Below are 18,767 nucleotides of genomic sequence, written 5' to 3'. Positions count from 1 at the left end.
TTTTCCGCGGTTGCTTCGCCTCATGCCGATTTCGGCGCGCGACGGGTGCGAACGGATCAGCCAGAATACGTTGCCGAACTTTCGGCCAGGAAAGGGCCGCACCGAACGGGAAGCCGGCCATTCCATGATGGATGGGGCAGAAATCTAAGTATAATCAGCTAGTTACCAGATGTTGTGTGCTAAATCGCACACGAAAGTTCTGCTTCCCTTTCTTTTTTTGTTCCCACGACGGAGCCGCCGACAGCTCTTTTCGGACGCTCTTCTGCCGACGATATTGACCGCCCATTGCGTATGTTCGCCGGGAAATTGTCCCTCAACGGCGGCGGCAATGAGGGCACTGTTGTCCGTGCTTGCGTCGAGGTCACCATCAGTGCTTCCAAGGCGAAGAACTAAAGTATCCGTACGACAAAGACCACACCGGATGGTTACGGGGTCGGGGTCAATGTGATCGTCTTTCCACAGTGCGTCGAGTACCCTTTTTACCGCGACATACGACAGCGAAATTCCGATGCCTGCCACCACTTCGGCAATGGCACGAACATGGCGCAAGGCATGGATTTTAGAGATGATCGGCTGTTCGGTCGCTTCCGGCGCAAGAATCATTCCCTTTATCAAGATACGTTCCAGCGCCCTGTCAGCCGCCTAAACCGCACGAACGTGGGACCTTTACCGGTATAGATCCTACTCGTTTTCCATCGTACCCTTTCGCGACGGTGGCGATCACCGCCGGGTTCCAGCCATAGCCGCAATGGGCGGTGTCCGGCCGTTCCAGAAGACCGAAGTAGGTCTTGTCGTTTGAGACGATCACGTTCGTTATGATCATGTCAGTCGGCAGATAAGGGCCTCGAAAGAGTCGATAGCTCAACAAGTCATTCGGATCTGTGAAGGCAACAATGTGAACAGGGTCCGAAGGTTCGGCCGCGAAGACCTTGTTCGTTTGAGCGCGGGCAATGGTCAACACGTCCAGAATTGTTCCGCTGGAGTCATCGATGGATTTGTTGCCGGCGATTCGCGCTGTTTTTGAGGAATAGGTTGCAGCGTTTAGAGGCGGAATCTGGTTTGCCAGCAGAAACACCATTTGGACGTCGCCGAGGCGTTGGGCGATCTTCGATTGGTCCGCTGCCGGAGCGGTCTGCCAAATTTTAACAATCGCATCGGACAGTATTTTGCTGCCCAAACTCTCAGCCACAAATATGGTCCTACGGCGTGGCTTGCCGTCATCGATCAGGCACCGGCCGGAATATGATACATTTCCACCAAGCGCATCGCAGATTTCAGAGCGAACCCACATCCTTGTCGGATCCCCGGCTTTTCCAGTGTAGATGACAGCGTCGGAGAAGCAGTCATCTATCAGTCCCCATTTTAGATCTCTATTCAAGCTCGCCCGTGTCAGATCCCGTCTATGGTCGTAGGCGATAGCGACCTTCGCATCCTTTGCCAGCGGCGACCAGACTAGAAAGCGCATCTCGAGAGAATGGCCGCGGACGTGATGATAAAATGTCTTGCGCAGGGCGCCGCTGGGGCTTCTCAGCGTCAGAGGCGTGGAGGGACCGATGTCGATAGCCTGTTGAATCAATGAATGACGATTGTCGGCCCAGTTCTCTTTGTGCTCACACATTCCATGACCCACACTATCCGCAGGTCTTCCTGTTTCGCGAAGTTCATGATGCCACCGAAACTTGAAGCTGTCGGCTGACCCGGTTCATCGACCTGCGGCGGAACATACGGCGTGGTGCATGCGGCCAGCGATAGTGCAAGCACGGAAAGAAAAAGTGACGCTCTAACCAGGCTTTCTGACAGAGTTACTTTGGACATATCGTCCCCCTAACAAAGCGTTTGTTCATAAGCGTAATGCTTTCCAGTCTTTCCAACGGTGTCCGACGGATCTCCGATCAATTGTTCACCAAGGTTTCTCTGAGTTTTCAAAGGGTGACGCACCTCGCGCGTTTTTCGCATTCTGGCCTCGGGTTGAGTTGCTCATTCTCGATGCCTAACTGGAAGACCGCTCGCCACGCGCCCAACAACTACAGGAGGAGACATACGACCTTATCGCCGGTTTGGTCACGCGTCGCACTGAAACGCTTAGAGGGCCATCTTTCCAAATAAAAACATCGTCAAAGATGGACAAGTTAACAATTCAGTTGAACCTTTGGAAACACTTCTCAGTATCCCTTTATTTTCTAAGGAACTGGTGTATTGTCTGCTGACAGATGGGGGAGGGGCCTCGATGAACGTGTTTTCAAGCGCCGCTTTCGTGTTTTCTATTGCTCTCTTTGCCGCATTTTGTCCACTGAACGAATCTAAGGCGCAGGCTAGGCAAGAAGTAGGAACAATTGCCGGCGGTTTCGATGTTACGTTATCCGGCAGCGCTATCTACAATATTCCAATTCGGGTGGCGCCGGGATCAGCCGGAACCGAGCCGAAGGTTGCCTTGTCATACGATTCGCAGTCACCGGGGGGCACCCTCGGTGCAGGGTGGTCTGTTGCGGGTCTATCCGCCATAACGCGCGGCCCAAGGAGCCTCTATTTTGATGGTCTAGTTGATGGCGTGAGATTGGAGGATTCTGACGCGTTATTCCTTGATGGACAGCGTCTGGTGCCTATCGCGGTCTCAGGATCAGGCGATGCCCGCCGCATCGAATATCGGAAGGAAGTCGATGATCAAAGTCAAATTGTCCAGTTTGGGGCCGATTTTGGCTCATCGCGATTTATCGCGAGGACCAAAGGCGGCCTTATACTTGTTTTCAACGGGGAGGGAAAAAGCAGAATATCATTTGGGGCGGGGCCGACGCTTCTCCAGGCGGTTTCGTATATTTTTGATACCGCAGGAAACTACATTTCATTCGAGTATCAGAATGATGAAGACGGCGACTATGACATTTCCAGCATCCGCTACACGGGCAGGGGTCGGGTTGACGGAACAGGTGCAGTCACCTCAGAGCGAGCCGGCTTTGCTTCTGTGGAATTTTCGTACGAGGGCGCGTCAAGAACAATCGAGGCGTATGTTGCCGGTCATGTTCTAAAGAAAAAGAGAAGGCTCTCTTCGATCACTGCTTTGGTCACCGGTGATCTATCGCTCCCCATCCCCTCATGGTCGCAAGTTTCAAAATATACGCTTGAATACGAGGACCGCCCAACCACGGCTAACCGCTTCGTCCTCACAAAGATACGACAATTCGGCGAAGACAACACTGAGATAACGCCGACAAGCTTCAAATATAGCGGCCCTGATTTTGAATGGCGTGATGATCGCTACAGTTTGCCCCAGGGGATCGCGTTCGCCCACCGCCACGAGCTCGCTGGAGCCTATCGCTTTGTACGGGTCGCCGAGCAAGCCAGCGGGGTGCCGGATCTGCTTGTAGCGGCGCAAGTTGACGGTCAACTAGATGCTTTTGCTTATCAAAATAAGGGCAATGGTCAGTGGGATCGCATCGATGCGTTCAAGCCGCCGTTTGCATTTACAAACACCGATGGAGATGACCTCGGAGCGCTTTTGATCGACGTGAATGGGGACGATCGAATTGATCTCCTCCAGAGTCACAGGCCCAAGGACGCGGCGGCGGTACGCAGCGCCTATGTTGCTGAAAAGGATCGTTGGCTTCCGGCCGATCAACCTTCGCTAGACTATCGACTTCCGTTCAATCTGAGCGCCGAGGGTAAGCGTGTAGCGATCGTTTTATCAGGCGTACTTGCTTCGGGTCGAAAGGTTGACCTGCTGTACGAGTCGGAAGGGCAGAGAGGGTTTCTAGAGAACACATCGACTGGCTGGAGAAGCGATCCAAACCTAGTACCGCCTGTGTCCCTTGCTCCCTTTGCGACTTTGTTCGATGTCGATTGTGACGGATCGCCCGAGCTGATGGCAATTGAACGGGACGGAGCTGGAGCTTCGGCTTGGCGCGTCTTCCGATTCTCTCCAACTGGATGGATCCCTGAGACCAGCTCACAGTTCCAACCAACCTCTTTTATCCCACCAACGATCAACCCGAAAGCGCTCCTGGAGGTACAGTACTCCGGGAGTACGTGCAGAGGCCTGATCGCTTCGACCGAGGAGAATGGAGGCTTTCGCGCGGCAATTGTAGCATCGTCATCGGGGTGGGTGTCCGTTCCTGACAAAGAGCCGCCGTTTGATCTTGTGACGTCCGACGGCGATGAATCGTCCGCCATCGTGGTCGATGTCAACAATGATGGTCAAGTCGACGTCATCGCTAACCGCGCTCTTGAGGGAAAACCAGCCGTCAAGTTCGCTTATTTGCAAACGAACACCAGTTGGAGCGAAAACGCAGCATTCGAGCCTCCCGTTCTAGCGGATGCAACACCGAATGCTCAACAACCACTGGCCTTTGTGGGCGACCTCGAAGGTGACAGGTTTCCCGAGATCGTACTGCCAGCAGGTTCCGAACAGGGCTTAGGTCGCGTATTTCGAGGATCCAGCAACGGTTTCACTGAGACTCCGGACTACGGCCCAAAGGTACCCTTTGCGCGCGCTGATCAGCAGGATCGTGGAATCCGTCTCCTCGATCTCAACAGCGATGGGCTACCTGACATCGTCTACAACCGTGATGTAACTAATCCTGAAAAGGACAAGGACTCCAAGGGAGCTTTCATCAATATTGGCCGTGGTTGGCTGGCCTCGCCCGGGTTGATCCCGCCGTTAGCATTCGCATCCGACAAGATAACTGGCAACCCTGTCGAATTTGTCGATGTCGATGGCGACGGCTTCATCGATATGCTCTACAATTTCAGAAAGGCTGACAACAGCATAGTTCGCGGCTTCTATCGCAATACCGAATGCGATCCAAATGTTGCTGACGATACGAAGATATGCGCTGCAGGGCGTGAATGGGATCCGAGGTTTGACCGAAAATGGGTTCTTCAAGAAAAGTCGCCGGGTGTTGCGTCTGATTTAGCTCCACCCGCCGGATACCCTTTCGCCGCGGAGGGGGTAGGAGACCTGGGCGTTCGCTTCTTAGATCTGGACGGCAATGGTCGCGCCGATATTCTCGTCGGATACCTTCCACCGAAGGCCTCGTCCGGCGGGAACGAGCCCGTTGAAATATGTAAAACTGAAAATGGAAAGAAAATCTGCGAACTTAATCGTGGCCTCTTTCGAGTTGCAGCCTTCCTCAATAACGGCACCTCCTGGGCACGATCTCAGGACTACGACCCGCCCGTACCCTTCGTGTCCCAGGAAGCTGCAACTGGTAACCGCACTCGAGACCTGTTCGTCCAGCTGATTGACATCGACGGCGATAGACTCGCAGACGTCGTTGCTGGTTTCAAGCACCCCTACGACAATACGAAGGATGTCTTCGAAACATGGCTCAACACAGGCCATAGCTGGCGGCTAGAGGCGAATCTGAGGCTGCCAAGTATGCCATCAGGAGGTCGGCTTTATCTTGATGAACCTCTCAGAGATCGTCGCGCGCTTGTGCAATGGGCTGATGTGAATAGTGATGGTCTTGCTGACATTGTTTTCTCAAAACGCAATGGCGGGTCCAACGCCTCTGCGACTTTCCTTTCCACTGGCCGTGGCTTCATCGAAGGAGGGCAAGGCTGGAAGGTACCGATCGAGGCAATTGCCGATCGCGATGGAGACCCAAGCTTCAGATTGATCGATGTCAATGGTGACGGCCTATTGGACATCATCTACTCGCGTATCGTGTCCGCTGGCCAGAAGGAGGCTGGTGTCTATCTCAATAATGGTTCTTCCTGGATTACTGCCGACAAGAAACTCGTTGAACGTGTGCCTGGCTTCATAGACGAGAATGGACTCGATCAAGGCGTTCGTCTGTTCGATGTCGATGGCAATGGTCTTTTAGACGTACTGCAATCCTTCGCCAGTGGCGCTGGTAACACCATTCCCGCGGCGCCGGTCCTACTGAATGCGGGGCGCCGATCAGATGTGCTAACCTCGATCGATACAGGCTACGGTCTCGTCACAACAATCTTCTACCAGACGTTGCTCGAAGCCATTCCGGATAGACGTGCCGTGCCAGAAGCAACCACAGTTGCGCCTTGGGATGCCGTCTATGTGCCGGGACCGCTAGCGCAATATCCAATCGTATCGCCCGTGCCCGCAAGCTATGTAGTACGCCGGTCGATCGTCGACGAAGGGGCCGGCCGCCAACTCGCCTTTTCTTACAGATATGGCGAGTTCCGAATGCACGGCCCAGCCATGCGATCGCTCGGATTTGGTTGGCGGGAAAGCTACAATGAGGCGCCAGAGAGCCAATTGCTGACGCGCACAGAGTTGCTTCAGGACATCAACTTTCGAAGCAGTCCTATTCGTGAGGCAAGTTGCTGGGTCCCGCTCGAAAAGTTGAAACGCCCAACAGTGTCTCGCGACTTCGCACGGCCCTCGGATGTGTTCTGGAACAATCTTTGTCCGTCGAACATACCTCAACCGTTGCAAGCGATCCGAAAACTCGCGGAATCGACGTTATCTTGGACGTTGAAGGAAGGCGTAGTCGGTGGGTCAAATGGACTTCCATCACACACAATCCGTCAAATCAGCCTTGCGCGCGCGCAGACCAGCACGTTTGAGCTTGATGGTGGACTTGTCTCGACGCAAACTGATACCTTCACGTATGATGATACTGCCGATATCTTGAAACGTCGGCAGAACATGCTGGAAACCGTAACCCAACGGGGTGACGGCACGTCCATTCGGACGTCCAATGAGTATGCGCAAGATGATGAAGCACGTTGGTTCTTCGGCCGCCTAACCAAGGCCGTAGCAGTAAAGACCGGCGATCTCATCCAGCCCCGCGCCAATGACCGATACCAAGAAACACGGGTAGCAGAGTTCGGTTATGATGCGATAACGGGACTTCTAGCGTTCGAAATTGCTAACGCCCATGTCCCGGACATTGCCGTCAGGACCGACTATACGCGGGACCAGTTTGGAAACGTCGTCTCGACTGAAGTTGGCGCCGTTCGTCAGCCCTCTCGAATCACGCACACCATCTACGATCCCCTAGGTCGCTTTCCCACCTCGCAAATCAATGCTTTGGGGCATCGTGTCCAAACAACTCCGCAACTGACAACTGGCGCGCCGCTCTCAACGACAGGTCCAAATGGGCTGACAACCCGATTTGAATACGATGGCTTCGGGCGTGTCAGAAAGGAGATTTCTCCTACAGGCATAGTCTCTTTGTCAGACATGTTGTTGCCATCCGAACTTCATGACCCGGAAGCAATAGCTAGTCTCGCGGTCGCGTACGCCACACGTATGCAGACTGCCAGTTTGCCACCGACTATTCGCCTCCTCGACAACAAAGGGCGCTTGCTGAGGACCATCGCAGAGGGCTTCACCAGCGATGGAAGCTCCAGGCGATCTATTCAGCGCGACGGCATATTTGACATTCTTGGTCGGCCCATTTCTTCGACGCTGCCATATGACCGCGGGCATCGCATCTTTTGGGAGACTGCAGAGTACGATCGCTTGGGCAGGCTCAAGAAGACTATCTCACCCAATGGTGCAGCGACTGAAACCGTCTATGCCTCCAAGAAAGGAGGAGGGCTCGTAACGACTGTTATAGACCCATTGGGAAGGCGGGCGTCTAACGAAACGAATATGCGCCGCCTACCCGTTCAAGTCACAGACTCACTTGGCGGTATGATGCATTATTCTTATGACGCTGGCGATCGTTTGCTGACCATCGTCGGCCCAACCGGCGCCACGACGCGACACTTATATGATGAAACAGGTCAACGGATTGAAACTACTGATCCCGACATGGGACGCTGGAAATACCAGTACGATGCATTCGGTCAACTAGTCCATCAAACGGACGCAAAAAACCAGATTACGACAATCGAGTACGACCTGCTGGGACGGCCCGTTCGTAAAGCTTTAAACGACGCAACCTCGTGGTGGGAGTATGATTCCGGAGCCCGTGGCGTTGGTAAAATAGCGTCGGTCAGAGGATCAGACGGTTATCGCGAGGATTATTTCTATGACGAGTTTGGCCGTCAAAGCCGCTGGTCTGTCACAATTGCCAACGAGACATTTGCTACATTTACGCAGTTTGACCGGCTTGGTCGGATAGCTGGTACGACCTATCCAAGTGGCCTTGCGATCGAGAATGTCTACGATGCAAAGGGCTTTCTGACTTCAGTCCGCAACTCAAATGGACGCGCCACCTATTGGAACGTCCTCAACGTTGACGAGTTCGGTCGAACTACGGCGGAGACGTATGGCAACGGGCTCACAACTGCCCGAACGTTTGAGCCAGAAACCGGTCGTCCTCAAACGATCTACGTGGGCCAGGAAAAAGAGGGCGCAGTCCTTGATCTCACGCTCAAGTACGACCTTGTCGGCAATTTGACCAGCCGGAAAGAAGCGACTGGCGTTCACCCCGGAACGCCGATTTCAGAGACTTTTGAGTATGACGCACTCGATCGTCTCGTCGTCATGTCTCGCTCAAACGGCGCTCGAGAGCGCTATGCGTTCGATGCGGCAGGTCGCATCACGTTTAAGTCGGGAGTTGGCGACTACAGCTATGCTCCTCCGATAACTCCTGCGCTAGCAGGCGAAGATCCTGATGCGAAACCATTTCATGCCGTTCAAGCAACGAAGTCAGGAGGTACGCGAGACACCTATGGCTATGATCTAAACGGAAACATGGTTCGCGGGCCAACTGGAACGTTTGAGTACACGTCCGACAACAGCATGAAGCTGCTATTTGCGAACCAGGCCAGGTGGGTACGCTTCGACTATGGACCAACTGGTCCGCGATATCGACAGTTCGCGCGCACAGGGATCGAAGCGACAGAGACACTCTATCTCGGCGCCTATGAGAGGGAAACCGAGTACATTGGCCCCCTAACAGATGCGAGGCGTGGGAAGTTAACCCGCCATCGCCATTATCTCTCCAATAGCGGTGGTATATTTGCAACGGTAGAAATTAATGGTGAGTACTCGGACGTCTTGAGCGAGATGGCTGGCGTCAGACCTTCGCAACCAAAGTCTGAAATTCCGAGAAGCCTGATTGAAACGACCAAAGTCTGGTATCTGCATAAAGACCAACTGGGTTCAGTCATCAAGATCACCGACGAGACAGACCGGGTCGCCGCTGCATTCTGGTACGACCCTTGGGGCAAGCGAACTGTCTTCGTACGCGATCCGAACACCCCCCGTCCTGGCAAGAAGCTTGACGATAGCTGGGACAGAGGATTCACGGGCCATGAACATATGGATGGATTCTCGCTCATCCACATGAATGGACGGGTTTACAACAGCGCAATCTCAATGTTCACGTCAGTGGATCTTATAAACCAGGCTGTCTTTAATACCCAATCAGCAAATGCTTACGGTTATTCGGCAAACAACCCTCTTAGGTTCATTGATCCAACTGGATTCGGTTGGCTCAGCGATCGCTGGGAGGATATCAAACACGGGGCCAGCGCTGTCGGGAATGCGATAGGAGATGCTGCTCGCGGAATAGGGCGCGGGCTTGAGGACGCTGGGAAATGGCTGTCTGAAAACTGGCGTCAGGTCGTCGTCATCGCAGCTGCGGTTGCCATTACGGTTTTCTCAGGCGGAACACTGTCTCCAATCGCGGCCGCTATGTTGAGTGGTGCCGTGATGGGGGCCGGTATGGCTTGGGCCTATGGCGGCACTTTTGAAGACGTCCTAGTCGGCGGATTCACCGGAGCCATTATGGGCGGTATTGGATACGGCGTCGGCACTTCTTTTAGCGCCGGTAGTTGGGGAAGTATTGCTGCTGAAGGTCATCTAGGCGGCATGCAAGCCGCAATGGCGGGGGGGGACTACTGGAAAGGTTTCGCTGTTGGCGCGCTGACCCGTGGCGTCTCGCCCAACATTAGCAGTGTTCCATCAACAGGGCTTCGGGTGGCCGCACGGGCAACACTGAGTGGAGCCGTGGCCGAATTGGAAGGGAAGAAATTCGCAAACGGTGCTTTGTCCGGCACATTCGCTCAATTGTACATCGACAGCCATTCTTACAATTGGTCCTCAGGCCTAACCGGGGGCACGGCCAGCTTCGTTGGTGGGCTTCAGTCGACTGTGCGAACGGCTACCGGAATAATTGGCAAAATAAACGCATTGCCTCTTACGCTAGCGGGCGCGGTAGCGGGCACCGCCATGGTCGGGATATCTCAGCTAGGGTGGGGAACAGGCTCGATCTCACTCGAAAACAATGCGATCCAGTTCAAGGGAATCGCGTTTTCCTCAGACCCATTTACATTGGGGAACTCCATCCTGTACCCAGCAGCGAAACCAGGGGGCTGGACTCCACAAGGCTTGCAGCTTGCGTACATTCATGAGCGTGCCCACACCTACCAGTATGAGGTATTTGGCTATCGAATGATCATGGACTACGGTCGAGAACTTGGGTCCCGCGGCTACTACGATTTCGGCACAGGGGTGGGTAATCGCTTTGAGGAAGGTGGATATCGCTATCAGCAGAGCGGCGGCGACAGCTGGGTTCCATTCTAGCTAGGAGTTGGACATTCATACGTGAATTACCCAAAGCAAAGCGAAATCAACGCTGGTCCGTTCGTCCGATAACGCTCATAGGAGGCTGATATGAGTGAAGGAATGCCGTTGCCCTGGCCATTTCCTTGGTCGTTCGATCCGCCCTCGGGAGCGGTGATGATCTCCCGCAGACCTTCGACCGGAACTTCCGCACCGCCACCTGCCAATTTTATGGAGCAAATCTCCGATGCGGCCGACAGGGCCTGTCAAGTGTTCGACGAGAGGCTCCCCGCCGTCAAATCGACGGAACTCTATCTCGTCCAAGGGATCGCCGAAGTTGCGGTTACCTCGAGAGTGGAAAAGACCAGCGCCGGCTTAGCTGTTATCTACCCACCCGAATTTGTCTTCGTACTCGACGTTGGCTTCGATAGCCTCGTTGGGGCGTCGTCCTGTGGAAACCGATCTTTTACGGCGATCCCGGCTTCCCACAGAAAAATCCAATTACCCTCAGGAGTATCGGGGCGCGCAGTAGAGAACATATAATTTTCCCTAATGTAGTGGGAAGCCTTCTGATTGGAGTCAAGGATGGAGTATCGAAGCGGGAAGTGGTCGACGGGCTCGCGAAATATGGCTTGAAGGACGTCACGGCTGACGACTTCTTCGTAACCGCTGCATGCAAGCCATTTCGTGAATTGTCGACCTGCGCGGACCTTATGGCCAACATCCCATTCGTGAAGTATGCAACGCCGAATCATATACAAAGGCTGATCGACTTCAGTCCTGGTTGGGACGTGAGCCGGCTTGCTTAACCTGCCGCCTCCTTCGGTGCCCGCATGCTAAAGTAGCGACAGCCGGAGGTCGGGTTCCGAGCGGGAAGTCGGTTCTTGATACGTTGGACCCTTGACCTGAGACCCTAATCTCCTTCGGCCTGATGGAGAGTCCTGGGTTTATTTTCTGGCCTCATGCGGCCGGCCCGGTGACGGCGCTCTCGTTCATGACGGCGATCGAGTATCCGTATCTCGAACGCCGCGATGCGGACGTGCGGCTCGCTCTATGAGGCAGCGTCTGGTTTGATGACGCGCTTCAAGGGCAGGGACAAGGTCAACAACTGGGCCGGGAGATCGCCAAACGCTCCCGGCATCGCAAAGCCTGTGTCGCTGCGGCGCGCAAGCTGGCGGTGATAATGCACGCGGCCCGTCCATACCATTATGCCATTATGTGGAGGACGGCACGTTCTAGGTTGGCGATGCGGCCGCGAGCCAAGTCGACGCTGCGCAGAGAGCGCATATCAAGGACAGCAAGCTTCTGGGGGCGTATCAATGAGCGGTGCGACGGCAGCTGAAACGCATGGCGTCGGCAAACTGACGGACGCCATCTGAACAGGAGATCCGCTCCGGTGGATGAGAACCGATGCAGACCAGGAACGACGGAACGCACGTTATCCTGCGTGCGGCCGCGCCGACGATGAGACGGCCGAACCGCGCTCGATTGCCTGTGACGATGCTCCGTCAGTCCGATGGAAAAGTGCGCCACGACGGTTCGAGCGCTGCTTTCGTGCAGCCCAAATACGCCATCGCAGGGCGCGGAAGACTGGAAGACTGCGCGGCGCATCGGAACTCGACGCCCAAAAAGCCGGATCGTAGCGCAGAGAATAGATTCGTATATTGTCGCACAAAACGAAAGGAACGACGATGGAGCCAAAGTCTCGCAAAACACAACAGATTAAGACTGACCGTAATTGGGCTGGACACCCAGACGCTCCCCTCGATGGCAGAACCCGCAGGATGGTGATCCCCGGTCACCCCGACGAAGAGGAAGACTTCCGATGATTCTTGATGCCGCACTCGACACCTCCGCCACCACCACGACGACCTGCATCGTCAACAGCCGCGACGGCACGATCGTGCTGGAGACGAGCGTGCCGATCCATCCCGATGCGATCTTCGGCGTGCTCGAGCCGTATGCGACGAGGTTGCATCTGGCATTTGGTCGGTCACGAGGCGACGTGATGGTCGGCCTGGCTGCATCGCGAACTGAGGCCCGCGGCATTCTGATGGTGCTGCTGAGACGCATCATTCGGCCCACATGCTGGAGGCGCAGCGCTACAAGACGGATCGCAATGACGCACGGGGCTTGGCGCAGCTCGTGCGCTCGGGCTGGTTCAAGCCGGTGCACGCCAAGAGCGACGCAGCCAACCGGATGAAACTGTTCCTGGCGCATCGGCGCACGCTCAAACGCAAGCTGATGGATATCGAGACCGAGGTCCGTCACTCACTCAAGATGTTCGGGTGATGGCCGGTCAGCGCGCCAGCGCAGCTCGTTTGTCGACCGTATCCGCGAAACTGATTGCCGGAGATACGCTGCTCGAGGTGGCGACCGAAAGCATGCTGACATGCTGGCAGGTGCTGTGGGAAGAATATCGCAAGCTGCACAAGCTGCTGGTCCCGCTGGTTGGCCGGGAAGAGCTGTGCCGACGCTGATGCGAGATTCCCGGTGTCGGTCCGGCGGCCGCGATAACGTTCCTCGCCGCCGTGGACGATCCGCATCGCTTTGCCAGGTCAAAAGACGCTCGGCGAGCATTTTGGCCTCACGCCGAGACGCGAACAGTCGGGCACCTCGATCGACCGCGCTGGCCATATCGAGACGCGGCGATGGCGAGCTCCGCACCGCGCTCTACGAGGCGGCGAGCGCGATGATCACACGCTCGAAGAAGCACAGCACGCTGCGGGCCTGGGGCACGCGGTTGGCGCTAAACGAGGTCACAAGCGCGCCGTCGTCGCCGTGGCGCGCAAGTTGGCGACGATCGCATGTGGATCGACGGTTCTGCCTTCCGCCTTTCGGACAAGAAAGCGGCGGATGCCGGCCAGGGCCTGAGTGCGACGGCGACAGCATGACCGCAGGTTGAGCGACGAACGAACGACGATTTGACGGCCCGGCGCCGACACGAGTTCCGCCCGCGCGGCGGCGAAGACAGTGGATCGAAGCGGATGCAGAGAGCACGATATCTTGCCGGCGATCGCCTTAAAGAGGTGGCGATCGCGCGTGATTGGATGTGTGGCCCTGCCAATCCGACGCGGATATGTGTGTCCGCAGGCCTTGCGGGATCGAGCACGAACGACTGCACGGACTCCCCGGCTTCCATGCGCGTACGGCGGCGTGGCGTGGCGCGCCGAGCTGTCGTAATATCGCAGTTATAGAAAAGGAGAACGACAGTGGCGACAAAGATCAGGAACAGTCGCCCAATTACGGCGGCACGATAAAAGGGCGCACCTTGCGCTACGGTTGGACGGTTTTTTTCAATAACTTAGAGGGTGATTTTGCAATGTGTGGATGTTTACTGCAGATTGCGAGAATCACGATTTCTCGGCGATTTCCGCGACTTAGTGCAGTGTGCGGCGGCTCGGCCGCAGTTGAGGAGGCTTGGGCCGGGAAGGGGCGTAGTCAGAAAAGACGGCAGCGAGTCGCTCGACAGACAATCCAGTTCTCAGATGGGGACGCGTGTCCTTCGGTGACCTCTGGTCGACAGGCAACTGAGCTGGTGGATCAGAATCTCGTCAACGTTGCTTGCGGCGACTCGCGATCGGCGGTCGGCACGACTGTCTGGGGGGTTTTCGTTGCGGCCCGGAGCGCCAGCCGACATCGCCAGCGTCGGGATGGCGGCCGAGCGCAGGCTTGTCGGCTGGCGCTCTCCGCCGCGCTGCAGATGCATTGGCTTCAGGGCCTCAATGGAAGCGCCCCGGCTGCGACAAGCCTGCCCCGATCCAAGCTTCCATCGCGGCTTGTAGGGCGCGGCATCCTGTCCGAGATGCGGGCGCTGCGCATCCCCCAGCCGCAGTGGCTGTCGGCTGACATGGGACCTTCCATCCTGACACGAATGTGCAAACCGGCATGTTAGGGTCTGATGGTGTTACGTCATAGTTTCGATAGCCCTCGAGGCAAATGGAGAATTTGCCACGTCCAGGATCAACCGTCGCGCCTTGCTCTTCCACTCCAGCAGCGCAGTCGCCGCCTCGACGGTTGCGGCAACTGCACTCGTCACAGAGCCGCCGGGCCAAGACCCAGAACCGTCCAAGAAATTGCAAACGCTGATTGAGGTACACAAGACAGCATACGCGTCCTTCGGCGAAGCTTTGCATGAAACGGGCGGCAGTAGCCGCGACCGCGTCAGGGCCAGCCAGAAAGAGGAGAGGGCGCGGCTCGCCATCTGCGGCTATCTTGCGGTTGAGGAAGCGGATCGCTTGGCCAAGGCCCACTATCTTTTTGAGATCGAGGCGCGCGGCGAACTCGACCTCGCAGAGCATATGCAGGCTGTTCTTCGATCGACGATGTGGAAACGATGATACGACCGGCGTGCGGACGGTCAGCTGCTGAATGTCTGTTATGCGCCGCAAGCACGAACCCGCTTCGCGGGAGTGTCGCCTGGTTGTGAGATGGCGCGGTATTCATAGGCCTTGAGCGGGTAGAGCCCGCGATCCGACCATGGAGTTCCCTTCAACGAGAGGAACTTGCCATGGCTACCTTGTCGACCGATGCTCCGACCACGCCGCTTCGCCAGCGCATGCAGCAAGATATGCTGATGCGGGGTCTGGGACCGCATACGCAGCAGGACTACGTTCGTCATGTCCGGCGCTTCGCCGCGTTCCTTGGTCGCGCTCCCGACACCGCGACGGCCGAGGACATCCGACGCTTCCAGCTGCGCCAGCATGAGAACGGCCTGGGCCCGGCGACGATCAACGGTGCGGTCTCGGCGTTGCGATTCCTGTTCACGGTGACGCTGAGGCGGCGCGATCTGGCGCGCGCGCTGGTGGTCACGCGATATGCGCGCAAGCTGCCCGATGTGCTGAGCGTTGAGGAAGCGGCGCGGCTGCTCGAAGCGGCGCCAGGCATCAAGTACAAGGCCGCGCTCGGTGTCGCCTATGGCGCGGGCCTGCGCGTATCCGAGGTCGCGCCCGCAAAACCAGCCTCGCACTCGCGCGCGAACTGCTGAACGTCGCTCCGCCGCCCCAAGACGACACTCCGGAAGAACCGGCTGACGTCCGCCCGCCTTGCCCCTGCTGCGGCGGACGCATGGTCGTCATCGAGGGGTTCGAACGGTGGTGCCAGCCTCGTGCACCACCTGCCTCTAGAGCGCCGAACCGGGAGAACGCTCCATGACCCGGCATGGCCAAGTTGCTCGTACGACCGCGCGCCGGTCAACGGGATGTTATGTGCACGTTGCCGTGGCGCCGGTCGTCACGCACACCAATCCCGTCGGAATCAACGATACAGGCTCTGCGACCTGGCCCAAAAGCCGCTTCCACGACATGCCCACCGCATCCTATGCGGAAGTTCGCCCCAGCGCTGGCACACCCCGAAACACAAATCCCCATAGCTCACCGCGTGCGGCCCGCGGTTCCTGCATGAGAGACTTTCGTACGCCTGACGGCACCCGAAACAGCATCCCGGTCGCTCGCGACCATGTGCCAAAATCCTGCAAACCGGACATTCCCGGGTCGTCTCCTACCGGCAGCCATGCCGGCCATATGAACAGCCGCGCAGCGCAAGGCGTCGGCCTAACAACTGCTCGAACTCGTTCTTGTAAAGGTGCTTGTAGCGCATTGGCGACATGGGTGCTTACCACAGCGCAACCCCTGTCCTTCCCTGAAGGACAGTCGCAGCCACGAGAAAATGCGTCACCTGTCCGATCGGACAGTTGACCAGGACATTGATGCCACGCGAGAAATTCTGGCAGGTCCTCTGTATTGACTGTGTTGCTGGGTACCGCCGGCGAGTTCGCTCTCATTCCGAGATATCAACGCCTTCTCGAGAGCATTCTACCTGCTGGCAGATGATCGGGCGACCAGAACTGCGCTATGGCAAGGAAGCAAACGATGACCAAGAAGCCACGCTCGAGTGCTACCAATTCGGGTAAGGAAGGCCTGAAGCCAATCGAGGGGGTGACCTCGCCGAAGATCAAAGTGCTGCCGTTGGCCGGAACGCTGCAGCCAAGCTTTGAGGATATTCAGAACCTGCTGGGCACTCTCGTGCCTCCCACTGATGCAAACATCAATGGCGCGCCGCACATGCGATTTTGGCGGAAGCCTCCGACCGACACGCGCGATGGCTTTGTCAATTTTGACACATCGAATTGGGGGCAGGATGGCCGGCTTGTCACTCCGGGGCATCCCGAAACCTCGAATTTGTACCTGGCTCTAGCTGGGCAGCCGCCGTTTGACGGTTCATCCCTGAGCCAAATGCCCGATGTTGATTCCGATCCGCTGGCAACGCTGGCGAATAAACAACAACTCACGACCATAGCGACGTGGATAACGAACGGAGCGCCCGCCTAATTCAAAATCGAGGCACTCATTCCAAACAGCCGGAATTCGATGGGTCACTGGCGTGGACTCGTCAGAATATTTGAACGCGGGCGGCCGACATAAGCCCGGCATGGTGCACCTGACTGGAGGAGTTTTCTCATGCGACATACCTTACATTTCGTGCCGGCTATCCTTTGCCTGTGTGTTGGGGCGCTCTCGCCGTTGGCTGAAGTCCGGGCGCAGGCCCTGCCGACGGATGCGAAGCCCACATGCGTGGTCGATCCACCGATGTTCAAATCATGGTTCGACTCAGGCTCTGTAAGCCTCAACGGTACAATTGGGCCCGCGGACAGCATCAACTTCCCGGACACACCAAACTGCAGCTTTTACCAATGGTCGGAGCGAATGTTTTTGTGGCTCGCCTCGCCGACCACGTCCCGCTTCGGCGGCAGCGGAAAGGTCTTCGAGTCGCCCGCATTCTTCGACGTTTCCCCCCTCGATGAGAGCAACCACCGAAAGTTCATTCCGCATTCCTCGACGCCATTGAGCATTGCGAGCATCAGAACTCCGCAAAATGGCCCGAACGATCTGCCGGTGGTTATGTCCAACACCGGTCAACTGTTTGAGGTCGTCACACCACCCGCTGGACCAAAAGGTGGACCTTTGGTCCAAGATTTGAGCGGTAAAGTGAGCGAGTTGGCGCGTATGGAAGTCGGTAGCGGGCAGACCAAGCCCAACCTGTTCGGCACAGACGGCACGAAAATCGAGGCGTTTCCCGATCTCCCCGCCGCCGCTGCAGGAACTGCTGTGGACGGAGCGCAGATCAGCATTGCGCGAAAACTGAGCGTCGGCGGAAAAGACCTGTTGGTTGACGCTGCAGGCGATGTGATCCAGACGGAAGTGGGCCAGGCCAACAGCGACGGGGTCCTAATCTCGCAAAACAATTCGCTGGTCTACTATGTCACCACAGTCAACGACGTCTTCGCCTACATGGTGACGGGGGCCGCCAACGGCGGAATCAGTCCCGCACCGACGCAATTTCCTGTCACGCCGAGTGATCTGGACAAGATCGCGGCATTCGCCACAGCAAATCAGAAAATCATTGCCGCTCCGGAAACGTTGGCCATCGAACTTAAGACGTCATGGGTCGACGCGAGTTCAGTCGCTGACGCAAGCAAATACATTACCATGGATGCGACGGTGCCAACCTTTGACATGTCCGATCCCAAGAAGTGGAAACCGAATGGTCAAAAAACCGTGTCGCTTGCCATGGTCGGAATGCACGTTGTCGGCAGCGCAAAGGGCCATCCCGAGATGATCTGGGCGACTTTTGAGCATGTCGACGATGTGCCAACCGGTGCCTACACGTATCTCGACACAGCCGGCAATACAAAGACCGTCGCTCAGCCGAGCTCAGGAACATGGCTGTTCAGTGCCGACAATCCAGCCGGCGTTTTCAACGCCCTGAAGGCGCGATTTGATTCCGGAGATATCATTCCAGGAGATGACCCGTCAGGCATTGCGCCGAGCAACACCATCCGCTGGAAGACTTGGGGGGCGGTGTCTGGCGTGTCTCCGAACCCGATCGACGGGTCCGACACCGCCTCAAACACCGAGATCATCGCCATCAACAATAGCGTGCGGAGCCAATTGGCTGCTGGCGATGTGCGCGCCAACTACGTCTTCGTTGGCGCGACCTGGACGATCGGCGGCGCTTCTCCGACCGCCTCGAACCAGGTGGGTACGAGCATGTTGGCCAACAGCACGATGGAAACCTACCAGCAGGGAACGCAAGCTGGAGATAAGGGATCGAACTGCTTCTTGTGCCACAGGAGCAACCAGACCGGCGTAAGCCACGTGTACAAGGTGTTGAATCCCCTATTCTGACACAAGACCGAGCCGCCGCTGGACCCCTGTGAACGTTTAGCAGGCTGTTGAAAAAGGCCCTCGCCACCGGACCGCAGCAATGATTCACTGGCTCCGAAGGGATTCGGAGGTGACGAGTTCGCGGCGGCGACGATCGAACT

Annotated in this window: 11 protein-coding genes and 2 pseudogenes; 11 read left to right on the top strand and 2 right to left on the bottom strand. The window is 56.7% G+C overall.

Annotated features, from left to right (window positions below):
- Positions 1-162: 162 nt before the first annotated feature.
- Both NKI47_RS32110 and NKI47_RS32105 read right to left on the bottom strand, forming a co-directional pair.
- Entirely contained in the window at positions 163-615 is a 453-nt protein-coding gene (locus NKI47_RS32110; RefSeq protein WP_352595332.1) for a hypothetical protein, read from the bottom strand.
- Between the two features lie 19 nt (positions 616-634).
- Positions 635-1,618 (bottom strand): hypothetical protein, encoded by a 984-nt coding sequence (locus tag NKI47_RS32105; protein WP_352595329.1) that lies wholly within the window; start codon positions 1,616-1,618, stop codon positions 635-637.
- Between the two features lie 609 nt (positions 1,619-2,227).
- On the opposite strand from NKI47_RS32105, the gene NKI47_RS32100 reads away from it, so the two are divergent.
- The 11 genes and pseudogenes from NKI47_RS32100 (at position 2,228) to NKI47_RS32050 (ending at position 18,627) form a co-directional block, all read left to right on the top strand.
- Positions 2,228-10,462, top strand: coding sequence for an RHS repeat-associated core domain-containing protein (locus NKI47_RS32100; RefSeq protein WP_352595327.1), 8,235 nt, complete (start codon positions 2,228-2,230; stop codon positions 10,460-10,462).
- Positions 10,463-10,552: 90 nt separating this feature from the next.
- Positions 10,553-10,984 carry a hypothetical protein gene (locus NKI47_RS32095; RefSeq protein ID WP_352595324.1) on the top strand — a complete coding sequence of 144 codons (432 nt, stop codon included), beginning with the start codon at positions 10,553-10,555 and terminating at the stop codon, positions 10,982-10,984.
- A 427-nt stretch (positions 10,985-11,411) separates the two neighbouring features.
- Positions 11,412-11,764 (top strand): annotated as a pseudogene (locus tag NKI47_RS35280) (IS110 family transposase); the annotation flags it as partial.
- A gap of 762 nt (positions 11,765-12,526) precedes the next feature.
- Positions 12,527-12,733, top strand: a complete 207-nt coding sequence (locus tag NKI47_RS32085) for a hypothetical protein (protein WP_352595321.1) — start codon at positions 12,527-12,529, stop codon at positions 12,731-12,733.
- Complete coding sequence (locus NKI47_RS32080; RefSeq protein WP_352595319.1) at positions 12,733-12,921, top strand: hypothetical protein; 189 nt, start codon at positions 12,733-12,735, stop codon at positions 12,919-12,921. The genes NKI47_RS32085 and NKI47_RS32080 overlap by 1 nt, the downstream gene beginning before the upstream one ends.
- 6 nt (positions 12,922-12,927) lie before the next feature.
- Entirely contained in the window at positions 12,928-13,137 is a 210-nt protein-coding gene (locus NKI47_RS32075) for a transposase (RefSeq protein WP_352595367.1), read from the top strand.
- Positions 13,138-14,418: 1,281 nt separating this feature from the next.
- The gene (locus NKI47_RS32070) at positions 14,419-14,781 is read left to right on the top strand and encodes a hypothetical protein (RefSeq protein ID WP_352595317.1); all 363 of its coding nucleotides are present in this window, start codon (positions 14,419-14,421) and stop codon (positions 14,779-14,781) included.
- A gap of 170 nt (positions 14,782-14,951) precedes the next feature.
- Positions 14,952-15,428, top strand: a complete 477-nt coding sequence (locus NKI47_RS32065; RefSeq protein ID WP_352595314.1) for a tyrosine-type recombinase/integrase — start codon at positions 14,952-14,954, stop codon at positions 15,426-15,428.
- Positions 15,362-15,595, top strand: a pseudogene (locus NKI47_RS32060) (IS91 family transposase); the annotation flags it as partial. The gene NKI47_RS32065 and the pseudogene NKI47_RS32060, both read left to right, overlap by 67 nt.
- A 716-nt stretch (positions 15,596-16,311) precedes the next feature.
- Positions 16,312-16,770, top strand: coding sequence for a hypothetical protein (locus tag NKI47_RS32055; RefSeq protein ID WP_352595311.1), 459 nt, complete (start codon positions 16,312-16,314; stop codon positions 16,768-16,770).
- 129 nt (positions 16,771-16,899) lie between these two features.
- On the top strand, positions 16,900-18,627 hold the full coding sequence (locus NKI47_RS32050) for a hypothetical protein (protein WP_352595309.1): 1,728 nt from the start codon (positions 16,900-16,902) through the stop codon (positions 18,625-18,627).
- Positions 18,628-18,767: the final 140 nt, after the last annotated feature.

It is taken from the genome of Mesorhizobium sp. M0633 (genome assembly GCF_040320645.1).
Classification (GTDB): domain Bacteria; phylum Pseudomonadota; class Alphaproteobacteria; order Rhizobiales; family Rhizobiaceae; genus Mesorhizobium.
This window is presented reverse-complemented; position numbering and strand designations above follow the sequence as displayed.